Source organism: Streptomyces sp. NPDC048523, from assembly GCF_043199815.1.
Taxonomy (GTDB): Bacteria; Actinomycetota; Actinomycetes; order Streptomycetales; family Streptomycetaceae; genus Streptomyces.
Genome location: NZ_JBICWQ010000003.1, coordinates 640,411 through 652,628 on the forward strand (window position 1 = coordinate 640,411; position 12,218 = coordinate 652,628).

Genomic DNA, 12,218 nt, shown 5'->3' on the forward strand with positions numbered 1-12,218 from the left:
CCCCTCGATCACTGCGTACCCGCGTTCGGGAAACTCGCCTGCGCCGCGTAGTCCGTGTCCTGGTACGCCCCGTGCGTGTACTTCGTCTTGCGCCCGAACTCGTCCATGACCGTGTTGAGATACTTCACGACGTCCTCGATGTACGTCTTCATCTCGTTGTGGGCGTTGGCGAGTTTGTGCGCCTCGTCGAATCCGGTTCCGAGGGCGCCTTCGGGGAGATACGTGTTGGTCGCCGTATCCGTGTTCGCCTTGCCGAGATCGCTCAGTACTTGGTTCAACGCGGTGACGGTCTTCTCGAGTTCGTCGAGATCGACGCTCACTTCTTCGGCCATGCCCAGCTCCCCGTTTACTTCGCTGCGTCACTCGCGGTCGGTGTATGTGTCGTGCTCGTGTCACGATCGATGGCGGACACACCCGTTCCGACCTGCCCCAACTCTACTGTCGACCACAGACAGAACGAACATCACAACGTTCCGTCACGAGACCACGATGAACTCAACCCACCTTGTCCACAAGCGGGATTCAAGGCGGCGCGCGCACCGCCCGCCCCGTCGGCAAAGGCAAACGCATGGTGCGCTGTCGGCATGGGCAACGCCCGTCCCACCCGGTTGGACTCACGCACGATCACCATGATGTGCTTTCGCGCATCACAAGATCAGTCACGGGGTGACCACACATGAAGGTGGACGCGGCCGACGGCCCGACACATGGCGTAGGCACCCTCCAACGGGCAACGCTGGCCGCCGAGATCCACGACCTCTACGACGGACAGGGCGACGGCGACAGGCTGCTCGCGGCCTTCCGTGCGGCGGCGCTCTACGTGCCGTTCGCCGCGGGCGATGCCCACAGGGATCCCGAGGGCAGCGCCGCGGATGCCAACGACGGCCAGGACCAAGCCATGTGCAGCGGCGAAGCCGACGGCGTCCGCTGGCTCTACGCCTTCACCTCCACCACCGAACTGGAGCGTTTCGCACGCACCCGCGCCGAGGCCGGCACCGACCCCGGGTGGGCGAGCGGCCGTATTCGCTACTGGACGGTGCTCGGCTCCCGGCTGCTCGACATCGCCGTACCCGCCGCCGTGGCGGAGAGCCGTACGCCCACCGGGGTGGCGGTGGACGTCGGTGGCATCCGGCCGCTCCTCCTCCCTCCGCTGTCCGGGATCGTGCCGGACTTGGTGGCGTTGGATGCAGCAGCACTCGTCGACCGGACCTCAGGGACCGGACCTCAGAACGCGGGGGAAGCGTGAGCAACGGATACGAAGCGGATCCCGAGGTCCTCGCGCAGGCCGCCAAAGGCATCAACCAGACGATCGAGGAGCTCCAGGACGTCGGCATGGTCGGCGGGGGAGCGGTCGGACGCGGCTTCGGCAGCCTGGAGTTGACGCAGCTGCAGATGGGACACACCGGGCTGGCCAAGGCCTTCGCCACCTTCGCGGAACGCTGGGAGTGGGGTGTGAAGGCGCTGGTCGACGAGGGCAATGAGATCGCCGAGAAGCTCGATCTGTCGGCCGGTTACTACCACGAGGCCGAGGAGTACGCGATCGGCGTCACCAAGGACTACGTCGTGGCCGCCTACGGCGATCCGGCCGTCTCCGGCGAGGACGCGGAGCGGATGTCGTGGGGCCAGGTCGGGGCCTCGGCAAAGGGGAGTTGGACGCCGGATCTCTCCCAGCAGTCGGCCTCCGAGTCCCTGCACCAGATGGGGCAGAGCTGGCAGGCCACCGAGGAGGACCTGTCCACCAGCGGTCAGTACGGCACGCAGCTGCGGGCCGGTGGAGAGTTCGTGCGGGAGTCGGTGGACGCCGTCACGCCTGAGGACGGGGACTGATGGGCGTCCTTGGGGAGTTGGGAGACCTGGCCGGCGGCGTCAAGCAGGGCATCTCCGACGGTGTCAACGCGACCGCGGGCGCGGTGGGCGACAGCCTTGACGGGGTCGGGCTCAAGTCCGCCGGAGAAAGGGTCCGCGATGGCGCCGAATACCTCACCGGGGCGGTCGGCGCCGTGGTGCCCGAGCGGGAGTTGGGCGAGGCCGATGAGCCGGGCGAGCTGATCCACGGCTCCACCGGGGACATCGAGGAGGCCGTCCGGCATCTGCAGGCCTTCGCCGCCGCGTTCGAGAGCACCGGGCAGGCACTGAGGAAGCTCGACCCGGGACACTGGACCGGCACCGCGGCCGAGTCCTTCCAGGACTCCTTCACCACTCACCCCAAGAAATGGCTGACCGCGGCCGATGCCTGTACGGCCGCGGCGCAGGCGCTGGCGTCGTACGCCCACACGGTGTCCTGGGCGCGCGGGCAGGCGGGTGAGGCGATCGCGAAGTGGCGGGCCGCGGAGGCGAAGAGCACCGCGGCCCGGCAGAAGTACGACCAGCAGCTCTGGGACTACCGGTCAGCCCTGGGCGTCCGCTCCCTGGCGAGCTCCGGCGACCGTACCCCCACCGACCCGGGGGACTTCGTGGACCCCGGAGAGGCAGACCGGCAGTCGGCCCGGGAGATCCTCGAGCACGCCCGCCACACGCGGGATTCCGACGCCGAGACCGCCGCGACCAAGGTGACCGGCGCGTTCGAGGCGGCCCCTGCCGAGCCCGGTGCCTGGGCCAGGCTCAAGGCCGGACTGATGGACGCCCCCATGGCCGCCAACATGGAGCTGGAGCACTTCGCCGGCGGCTTCCTCAAGGGCGGGATCGGGCTGACCCGCATGATGCGGACGGTCAACCCGCTGGACCCGTACAACCTCACCCACCCCTCGCAGTACCTGCGGAACGTCTCCATCACCGGTATGGGGCTGCTCACCTCGGCCAACCACCCGTTGCGCACCGCCAAGTCGATGGCCGGCTCAGGGTGGTCGACGGACCCGTCCGAGGCGTTCGGCACCCTCACTTTCGACGTCGGCCTCGACCTGCTCACCGGCGGTGCGGGCGCGAGTGCGAGCACGGCCCGCCGCACGTTCACCGCGGGTGTGAAGGACGCCATGGAGACGGGGGTGGAGCGGGGCGTCCGGGAGGGGGCCGGGACGGCGACCGAGAACGCGGGAGAATCTGCCGCGAGGAGCGTGGCCAAGGACGGGTTGCCGGACGGCTGGACCGTCAAGCACGGCGACGAGGCCGCTGACGCCTCCCGGGGCAAGTGGGCGGAACCCGGCCCTGCGGACGGCTCATCGGCCCCGGCCTCCGAGTCCGGCGCCGGAAGCGCTGTCCCGGACGCCGCCGAGCACCCATCGGCGACGACCGGTGGCTCCGGCAACGCGGTCACGTTCCACAGCAATGCGGACGCCATGCGCTATGGGGCCGAGCACTGGAACGACTACGCGGAGAACCTGCCTGTCGACCAGCAGGCGGCGGTGCGGGGCTACACCGGAACCGAATACCAGCAGATCAACGGGTTCCTGCGGGACGGCCAGTTCGACACGGAGGCGGTACGCCAGCAGGTCGAGCACCTCGACAAGGCACTCACCGGGAAGCCGCTCCCTGAGGATGTCGTAGTCGCCCGCGGCACGAACCTGGGCCACTATCTGCGGGAGATCGGCAGCGACGACCCGTCGAAGATGGTCGGCAGGGACTTCACGGACAAGGCCTACATGTCCACTTCGTTGGGGGACCCCGTCTTCACTCACAAGGAGGCCATCCTCCATCTGCACGTACCCAAGGAAACTCCTGGTCTGTGGGTGGAGAAGCTGAGCCACGCCGAGGTCGGTGAGCGTGAACTCCTGCTCGGTCGCGGCAACACATACACGATCACCAAGGCGTACCAGTCCAACGGGCAGTGGCATATCTACGGAGAGATCCAACGATGAGCGAGCAGCACAAGCCGGACGAGCAGTCCGGGGAGAGGCCCTTCTCCCGGCTGGCGGATGACCTCAAACCTGAGCTGGTTGACGGCCCGAGCAACTACAAGTGGCGGGCGAACGGCCCCGTGCAGTACGTCGTGGTGGCCAACATGGAGGGCATCCTGGGGTTCCTGTGGGCATCGGATGCGGAGGGCGCCGCCGGCTATGTCACGCGCGTGGAAATGAGTCCCGACTCCACTCTTTCCATCCGATTCTGGAAAGAGCTGCGGCAATCCGCGTTCCGGCGAGGACTCGCTCCCAGCGAGGCGTTGGCCGAGATGGCGCAGCAGGAGGGCGGTTACCCGCATCCCGGACGGGTGCTGCCCGGGCCCTGGCAGGAGGCTCCCAGTCTGGCAGACCTCGAGGAAGACATCGTCGGCGACAGCAGGTGGGATCCGAGCCCGCGTGATCTGAAGGTGCGGGTGCAGCCCGTGATCCCTCTGCACGGTCCGAAGCTGCTCGTGCCCGAGGTGACGGAGGGCATGCGGCGTGCCGCCCGGCGTCAGCCCGGCAGAATGCTGTTCGCCGTCGATCCGGGCCACATTCCCTACAACGAGGTCCCGGAGCACGGGATGCTGGGCGGCTGGCTCATCGACGAGAACGGTGAGCTCGGCGATTTCTACTTCAACCCCCACTACGAGCCCACCCGCAGGGCGCTGGGGTATCTCCCTCCGGAGAACGAGATGGAGCGCACGCTGCAGGCCTTCAGATCGCGCCGCGGCACCCCCGAGGCACTCCTGGACGCCCTCCGCGAAGGCACCCTGCTGGTGTCCGTCGAGGCGGACGGCAAGCAGCTCCGCTTCCGCCGGGGCGACGACGGCGAGCGCTTCCTGGACGTCTACACCAGTACGCAGTACGTCCCGGACGACGGTCGGCAGGTGCGGGCGATGAACGGCGGGGAGCTGGCCAAGGGTCTGTACGGGTGCCATGTGGCGATCAACACCGGCAGTCGTCCGAGTCTGTGGATCCCGTCGTCCGACCTCGCGGTCAGCGCGTTCGGCTGACGGCGGCGGCACCACGGATCGCCGCCGCGCTCGCCCTCCCGCTGGGCGGGGTCATCCACGTCGTCCGCTTCGAGGCGGCTACTCGAACGGGCCGTCGGTATCGGCAAGTACACCCTCGACCGGGTGTGCAGGGCCATCGTGTGACACCGAGGTGATTCCTAGCCTCATCGGTATGACTGACAACAAGAACCCTCATCCCGAAGGAACTTCGCGGCGCCGGGCCTTGGGGGGCCTCGCCGGTGTGGCGGGTGCCGCCGCACTCGCCACAGGTACAGGTGCGGAAACCGCGCACGCCACACCTCGCCCGTCTCGCGTACGGACGTACGTCCTCGTCCACGGCACCCACAGCGCCGGCGCGTTCTGGACGGCGATCGGCAGGGAACTCGCGCTGCGCGGGCACCGGGTCGTCGCCGTGGACCAACCCCTGCACGGCACCGAGAAGTTCATCCCGAAGGCGTACCAGGAACAGGACCTGCGCGCCCTCGAGACCGAGCCCTCGCCGGTCGCTGCCCTCACCCTCGACGACTTCGAGCGGCGCGTCACCGGCGCGGTCCGCCGGGCCGCACGACTCGGCGGCCCCGTGATCCTGGTCGGCCACAGCATGGGCGGTGCCTCGGTGAGCCGGGTCGCCGACGCCGTACCCGAACTCCTCGACCACATCTGCTACATGGCCGCCTTCTGCCCGAGCCGCACGATGCCCTCCATGGACGCCTGCACGGCCTCCCCGGAGGGGCAGCACGCCATCAGCCCGGTGGGCCACATGATCGGCGACCCGGACAAGCTGGGTGTACTGCGCCTCAACTGGCGTACGGCCGATCGCAGTGCCCTCGCCACCTTCAAGGAGATGATCTGCGCGGACTACTCGGACGTCGAGTTCCTGCGCGTACTGGAAGGCATGCAGACGGACGAGTCGACGACGGCGTACGGCAACCGGGCGGTCGGCCGGGCGGCCACCTGGGGCCGGGTCCCGCGCACCTATCTTCGCTTCGGCAAGGACAGGACCGTGGCCACGCAACTCCAGGACCGCATGATCGCGGAAGCCGACGCCCTCACCCCGCACAACCGCTTCACGGTCCACGACTTCCCGACCGCCGGCCATCTCGGCCCGGCGGACCCGTCCCCCGTGGTCAACGTCCTCCACGGTCTCGGTGCGCGTACCGGCCGGAATCCACGGACTCTCTGACGGAATCTCCCACGCATGGGGTTTCCGCCCGCCGCTACTCCACCGAGATCTCCACCCGCACCCCCACCCGCACCCCCCACCCCTCCATCACCCCCGCCCCCGCCTCCAGCACATGCCGTGACCGCACCCGCGGCAGTCCCAGTCGTCCGGGCTTCATGGTCCGTACGGCGATGACCCGGAGGCCGCGGTCGAGGTAGGCGACATCGATGGGCATCCGCATCCGGAAGGTGTGCACGCCGCCCGCGGGGGAGAGCAGGAGCGCGCCGTCCACGGAGTCCCGTCCGAGCAGCCCCCGGGTGCGGGCCCGGTAGGAGGTCGCGATCTCCAGCGGTACGGAGAATCCGGCCCGCTCCCCGTGCACCACCAGCCTGCCTCGCCCGTCCCGCCAGCGTCCCATCCCCGAGCACCTCCCAGCTGTACCGTGGCGCCCATCCTCCACCGCGCTTCCAGGTCAGGTGTCCGATGCGGAAAATCGTCCTGATGATGTCCATGTCCCTCGACGGCTACATCGAGGGCCCCGACCGCGACATCAGCTGGCACAGGGTCGACGACGAGCTGCACGCGCACATGAACGCCACGGTCGCCGGGATGGGCGGGCTGCTCCACGGCCGGGTCGTCTACGAGCTCATGGCCGACTACTGGCCCACCGCCGACGCCGACCCCGAAGCCCCCGCGTCCGTCAGGGAGTTCGCCCCGATCTGGCGGGACCTCCCCAAGGTCGTCTACTCCCGGACCCTCACGCACGTCGACTGGAACTCCACCCTCGTCCGCGAGGTCGTACCGGAAGAGGTCCGGGCGCTGAAGGAGCAGCCGGGCGGTGATCTCTCCCTGGGCGGGGCCGGCGTGGCGGAGACCTTTCTGCGGTACGGCCTCGTCGACGAGCTGCGGATCTACGTCCACCCCGTCCTCGTCGGCCGGGGCAAGCCCCTCTTCCCGGACGCCGACACGCTGACCTCCCTCCGGCTCGTCGAGTCGCACACCTTCGGCAACGGCGTCGTACTGCTGCGGTACGAGCCGGAACACGAGAACGGCACGGCCCCGTAAAGGAGTTGTCCGTTCCCGTTGCGGTGGGTAGGAAGGCGGCATGACCGGACTCGGCGCTGTGTTCCGTCCCCAACTCCCTCCCGAGCGACTGCGGGCCCTCGCCCGGCTCGCCGACGAGACGGGGCTCGAAGAGCTCTGGCTGTGGGAGGACTGCTTCCGGGAGGGCGGGATCTCCACCGCCGCAGCCGCCCTCGCGTGGACCGAGCGGGTGCGGATCGGCGTCGGGCTGCTCCCCGTGCCCCTGCGGAACGTCGCCATCACCGCGATGGAGGCGGCCACGCTGCACCGAATGTTCCCGGGACGCGCGGTCCTCGGCGTCGGCCACGGTGTGCAGGACTGGATGGGGCAGGTGGGAGCGCGGGCGGAGTCGCCGCTCACCCTGTTGCGCGAGCATCTCCTCGCGCTGCGGGCCCTGTTGGCGGGGGAGCGCGTCACCACGCGGGGGCGGTACGTCTCGCTGGACGACGTCGCCCTCGACTGGCCGCCCGACGGCCCCGTCGAGGTGCTCACCGGGGCCACCGGCCCGCGCACCCTGAGCCTCGCGGGCGAGGCCGCCGACGGCACCGTGCTCACCGCCAGCACCCCGCCCGAGGGGGTCCGCAGGGCCCGGCGGCTCATCGACGAGGGACGGGAGAAGGCGGGGCGGACGGATCCGCACCGGGTCGTCGTCTATCTCGTCACCGCCACCGGACCCGGCGCGGCCGCCCGGCTGCGCGCCGAACTCACCGAGGAGGGCGTCGCCGACGTCCCCGACCTCGGTGTCGCCGGGGACGCGGACGCCGTCGCCCAGGCCGTCCAGCGGCTCGCCGACGCCGGCGCCGACACGGTCGTCCTCCAGCCGACGGCCGACGAACCCGACCCGGAGGGCTTCGTACGGTTCGCCGCGCGCGAAGTCCAGCCGCTGGTGTCCTGACTCCCACCGGGTGTCCTGACTCCCGCCTGGTGCCTCGACTCCCACCTGGGCGCACCGGCTGAACGAGCGCCGAAAAATGAGCGGCGCCCGCCCGCACCCCCTGCGACGATCACTGCCATGACCTCCCACCGCACCCGCGCATTCGAAGACCTCGTCGCCGAGGGCGCCGCCGTGCCCACCGAGGGCTGGGACTTCTCCTGGTTCGAGGGACGGGCCACGGAGGCGCGGCCCTCGTGGGGGTATGCGCGCGCACTGGGCGGACGGCTGGCCGGTGCCGCCGCCTCGCTGGACATCCAGACCGGCGGCGGCGAGGTCATGGACTTCGCTCTCGGACAGGGCGTCAGGACGCCCGTGCTCGCCGCGGCCACCGAGGGATGGCCGCCGAACGCCGCCAAGGCGACCGCCCTGCTGCGCCCGCGCGGCATAGTGGTCGTCGCCGTACCGGAGGACGCGCCGCTGCCCTTCGCCGACGCCACCTTCGACCTGGTCAGCAGCCGACACCCGGTCAACCCCCAGTGGGCGGAGATCGCGCGCGTACTGCGGCCCGGCGGTACGTACTTCGCCCAGCACGTCGGCCCGCGCAGCGTCTTCGAGCTCGTCGAGCACTTCCTGGGCCCGCAGCCCGCGGCGCAGAGCTCGGACCGCCACCCCGACCGCGAACGCGCCGCCGCCGAGGCCGCCGGACTGGAGATCGTCGACCTGCGCGCCGAGCGGCTGCGGATCGAGTTCCACGACATCGGCGCCGTCGTCCACTTCCTGCGCAAGGTGGTGTGGATGGTCCCCGGTTTCACCGTGGCGCAGTACGAGCCCCTACTGCGGTCCCTGCACGAGCGGATCGAGTCCGAGGGCCCCTTCGTGGCACACAGCAGCCGCCACCTCGTCGAGGCCCGCAAACCGCTCGGCTGAGACGCCCCGGCCCGCAACAAGCCCCCGCAAAGCGGACAATATGTGCATCCTCGGCCGATCCACCCCGCATATCCATGGTCTTCACGAGGTTTCCACATCGTTATCCCAGGCGGCTCGCGTCCGGGTCATGGCTGACGTAAATTCAAGACGAGGCAATTCGCGTCAGCAAAGCTGCGCGGTGGCACCGCGCAGAGGAGGGGGCTGCGCGGTGCCGCGCCCACTTCCCGGCGTCAAAGAAACGTTCCGACCCGGAGTCACCCACGCGGGCGATGCCCCACGCCCCCATGATTCCGCCGCGATTCAGCCACGAAACCCCCATGAACAGGGCTTCGACCCACCACCGCGCCGTCGCCGCCCGACTCCGGAGAGTAGTTGTGGCACGCCGATGCACACACCATCCCTCACGAAGGGTTATGGTGGAAACCCCCCCTCGGGCCGGTCCGTCTCCCCCCCACGGACCGGCCCGTTTTTTGTGCGCGGGCGACGGCCGGGAGACGCGCGAGAGATGCCTGCGAGACGCGCATGAGTCGGGCGGCCGGGGTACCCGCCCAGGCGCGGCGCCCGCACCGACAGGGGCTTCGCGGCACGGGCGCGACCGGTCCCCGACGGCCTGCCACCGCCCACGCACCAGAAGGCCCCGTGCAGTTGGCAACCGGAAGCCACCGGTACGCTCTAGCCGCGGGGACCGCCATCTCAGAGGGGCTGACTTTCACGTGAACCTGCGCGACAAGCTGCGTGGCCTGCTGGTCAGGCTCTACGCACGCCGGGTGGAAGGCCACCTGGACCACGCCCAGGTGCCCAAGCACATCGGTGTCATCGTGGACGGCAGCCGGCGCTGGGCGAAGGCCGCCGGTTCCAGCCCCGTCGACGGTCACCGCGCCGGCGCGGAGAAGATCGAGGAGTTCCTCGGCTGGTGCAGCGAGACGGACGTCGAGGTCGTCACCCTCTGGCTGCTGTCGACGGACAACTTCAACCGCCCGCCGGAGGAGCTCGGCCCCCTCCTCGGCATCATCGAGGACGTCGTGCGCACCCTCGCCGCCGACGGCCGCTGGCGCGTCCACCACGTCGGCACCCCCGACCTGCTGCCCTCCCCGATGCAGACGGCGCTGAAGGAGGCGGAGGAGTCCACCGCTCACGTCGACGGAATACTGGTCAACGTCGCCATCGGCTACGGCGGCCGCCAGGAGATCGCCGACGCCGTACGGTCGATGCTGCTGGACGCGCACGACAAGGGCACCTCGATGGAGGAGCTCGCCGAGGCCGTCGACATCGACATGATCGGCCGTCATCTCTACACCGGCGACCAGCCCGACCCCGACCTCGTGATCCGTACCAGCGGCGAGCAGCGGCTGTCCGGATTCATGCTGTGGCAGACCGCCCATTCGGAGTACTACTTCTGCGAGGTCTTCTGGCCGGCCTTCCGCAAGGTCGACTTCCTGCGTGCGCTGCGCGACTACGCGGCACGCCACCGCCGCTACGGCGGCTGACAGGCACCCCACAGAAAAGCGCCCGTCTACCCCGTTTGGGGCGGAAGTAACAAGGAGTTCACCAGCGCGCCGTCGTCCGTACTGGCATGGCAGCGCATGTTCGAGGGCATAACCCAGTCAGGTCGATGCCCGAACCACGGGTGTCGGATCTCAGCGGGCGGCACGGGGCCGTCCGCCCGGGAGGCCCTTTGCACCAGCTCGACCGTGCGGTCTCAGCACGGAAGAAGCAGTGGAGGGCCGGTTCCCGGCCCGTGCAAACGGGCCGTCGACCGGTCCAGCTCCACTCCGTCGCTCCCCGACCTCATCCGAGGGGGTACGTCCTTCCGTGGTGACCAGCACAAAGCGCCACAAGCCAGACCGGCGCACTTATGTCCTCGACACCAGTGTTCTGCTGTCGGACCCCAACGCCCTGAGCCGCTTCGACGAGCACGAGGTCGTGCTCCCCATCGTCGTGGTGACGGAACTGGAGGCCAAGAGGCACCATCCCGAACTCGGATACTTCGCCCGGCAGGCCCTGCGCCTGCTCGACGACTTCCGGGTCCGGCACGGTCGCCTGGACGCCCCCATCCCGATCGGGGACCTCGGCGGAACCGTCCGTGTCGAGCTCAACCACTCGGACCCCAGCGTGCTGCCCAGCGGCTACCGGCTGGGGGACAACGACTCCCGCATCCTCGCTGTCGCCCGGAATCTGCAGGCGGAGGGGTTCGACGTCACCGTCGTCTCGAAGGATCTCCCGCTCAGGATCAAGGCGTCCTCGGTCGGTCTGCTGGCCGAGGAGTACCGCGCCGAACTCGCCATCACGGGCTCCTCCGGCTGGACCGGGATGTCCGAGCTGACGCTGCCCGGCGAACAGGTCGACATCCTCTTCGAGGAGGGGCACGTCTACGCCCCCGAGGCCGCCGAGCTGCCCGTCCACACGGGGCTGACCATCCACTCCGAGCGCGGCAAGGCGCTCGGCCGGGTCTCGCCCGAGGGCAGCATCCGCCTGGTGCGCGGCGACCGGGAGGCGTTCGGCATCAAGGGCCGCAGCGCGGAGCAGCGCATCGCGCTGGACATCCTGCTCGACCCGGACATCGGGATCGTTTCCATGGGCGGCCGGGCCGGCACCGGAAAGTCGGCGCTCGCGCTGTGCGCGGGTCTGGAGGCGGTCCTGGAGCGCCGCCAGCACCAGAAGGTCATGGTCTTCCGTCCGCTGTACGCGGTGGGCGGGCAGGAACTCGGCTATCTGCCGGGCTCCGAGGCCGAGAAGATGGGCCCCTGGGCGCAGGCGGTCTTCGACACGCTGTCCGCGGTCACCAGCCGCGAGGTCATCGAGGAGGTCACCGCGCGCGGCATGCTCGAGGTCCTGCCGCTCACCCACATCCGCGGCCGCTCGCTCCACGACGCGTTCGTGATCGTGGACGAGGCACAGTCGCTGGAGCGGAATGTGCTTCTCACTGTTCTGTCCCGAATCGGCGCGAATTCACGGGTCGTTCTGACCCATGACGTGGCCCAGCGGGACAATCTGCGGGTCGGTCGCTACGACGGTGTGGTCGCCGTGGTGGAGAAGCTGAAGGGGCACCCGCTCTTCGCCCACGTCACGCTGACGAGGTCCGAGAGGTCCCAGATCGCGGCGCTTGTGACCGAAATGCTGGAAGACGGCCAGATCTGACAGAACCAGGGGAATAGCGGGGCCAGTTGGCGCCGTCCGGAAAGGCCAAGAGCCTAGCCGGGCGGCGCCTTCGTGTGTCGCCGTTTCTCGAAATCCCTGGGGCCAAACGGGATGTGAGCTTTCACACGCAACTCAGAATTGCCACCCGGCGTCCGGTTACGGCAGAGTCTCACTCCTGTCAGGCCCCGCATACGACACATCTGTAC

At 69.6% G+C, this 12,218-nt stretch carries 12 protein-coding genes; 10 read left to right on the forward strand and 2 right to left on the reverse strand.

Going from position 1 to position 12,218, the window contains the following annotated elements; translation table 11 throughout:
• Positions 1 to 8: 8 nt before the first annotated feature.
• The gene (locus tag ACGFWE_RS18805; RefSeq protein ID WP_352388941.1) at positions 9 to 332 is read right to left on the reverse strand and encodes a hypothetical protein; all 324 of its coding nucleotides are present in this window, start codon (positions 330 to 332) and stop codon (positions 9 to 11) included.
• Between the two features lie 344 nt (positions 333 to 676).
• Between ACGFWE_RS18805 and ACGFWE_RS18810 the strand changes: the two genes are divergently transcribed.
• From ACGFWE_RS18810 to ACGFWE_RS18830, 5 genes are all read left to right on the forward strand, one after another.
• Complete coding sequence (locus ACGFWE_RS18810; RefSeq protein ID WP_393600513.1) at positions 677 to 1,246, forward strand: SseB family protein; 570 nt, start codon at positions 677 to 679, stop codon at positions 1,244 to 1,246.
• Positions 1,243 to 1,827 carry a hypothetical protein gene (locus ACGFWE_RS18815; protein ID WP_393600514.1) on the forward strand — a complete coding sequence of 195 codons (585 nt, stop codon included), beginning with the start codon at positions 1,243 to 1,245 and terminating at the stop codon, positions 1,825 to 1,827. Before ACGFWE_RS18810 ends, ACGFWE_RS18815 begins: the two co-directional genes overlap by 4 nt.
• On the forward strand, positions 1,827 to 3,791 hold the full coding sequence (locus tag ACGFWE_RS18820) for an ADP-ribosyltransferase (RefSeq protein ID WP_393600515.1): 1,965 nt from the start codon (positions 1,827 to 1,829) through the stop codon (positions 3,789 to 3,791). The genes ACGFWE_RS18815 and ACGFWE_RS18820 overlap by 1 nt, the downstream gene beginning before the upstream one ends.
• Entirely contained in the window at positions 3,788 to 4,828 is a 1,041-nt protein-coding gene (locus tag ACGFWE_RS18825) for a type VII secretion system-associated protein (RefSeq protein WP_352388937.1), read from the forward strand. The genes ACGFWE_RS18820 and ACGFWE_RS18825 overlap by 4 nt, the downstream gene beginning before the upstream one ends.
• A gap of 172 nt (positions 4,829 to 5,000) precedes the next feature.
• The gene (locus ACGFWE_RS18830) at positions 5,001 to 6,011 is read left to right on the forward strand and encodes an alpha/beta hydrolase (RefSeq protein WP_393600516.1); all 1,011 of its coding nucleotides are present in this window, start codon (positions 5,001 to 5,003) and stop codon (positions 6,009 to 6,011) included.
• 34 nt (positions 6,012 to 6,045) lie between these two features.
• Here ACGFWE_RS18830 and ACGFWE_RS18835 read toward each other — a convergent pair whose 3' ends face one another.
• Positions 6,046 to 6,408 (reverse strand): DUF192 domain-containing protein, encoded by a 363-nt coding sequence (locus tag ACGFWE_RS18835; protein ID WP_352388935.1) that lies wholly within the window; start codon positions 6,406 to 6,408, stop codon positions 6,046 to 6,048.
• A gap of 65 nt (positions 6,409 to 6,473) precedes the next feature.
• On the opposite strand from ACGFWE_RS18835, the gene ACGFWE_RS18840 reads away from it, so the two are divergent.
• From ACGFWE_RS18840 to ACGFWE_RS18860, 5 genes are all read left to right on the forward strand, one after another.
• Entirely contained in the window at positions 6,474 to 7,055 is a 582-nt protein-coding gene (locus ACGFWE_RS18840; RefSeq protein ID WP_352388934.1) for a dihydrofolate reductase family protein, read from the forward strand.
• A gap of 40 nt (positions 7,056 to 7,095) precedes the next feature.
• The gene (locus ACGFWE_RS18845; protein ID WP_393600517.1) at positions 7,096 to 7,968 is read left to right on the forward strand and encodes an LLM class flavin-dependent oxidoreductase; all 873 of its coding nucleotides are present in this window, start codon (positions 7,096 to 7,098) and stop codon (positions 7,966 to 7,968) included.
• A gap of 117 nt (positions 7,969 to 8,085) precedes the next feature.
• A complete protein-coding gene (locus ACGFWE_RS18850; RefSeq protein WP_393600518.1) occupies positions 8,086 to 8,874 on the forward strand; it encodes a methyltransferase domain-containing protein in 789 nt (262 codons plus the stop codon).
• 713 nt (positions 8,875 to 9,587) lie between these two features.
• Entirely contained in the window at positions 9,588 to 10,361 is a 774-nt protein-coding gene (locus ACGFWE_RS18855; RefSeq protein ID WP_352388931.1) for an isoprenyl transferase, read from the forward strand.
• A gap of 325 nt (positions 10,362 to 10,686) precedes the next feature.
• A complete protein-coding gene (locus tag ACGFWE_RS18860; RefSeq protein ID WP_352388930.1) occupies positions 10,687 to 12,012 on the forward strand; it encodes a PhoH family protein in 1,326 nt (441 codons plus the stop codon).
• Positions 12,013 to 12,218: the final 206 nt, after the last annotated feature.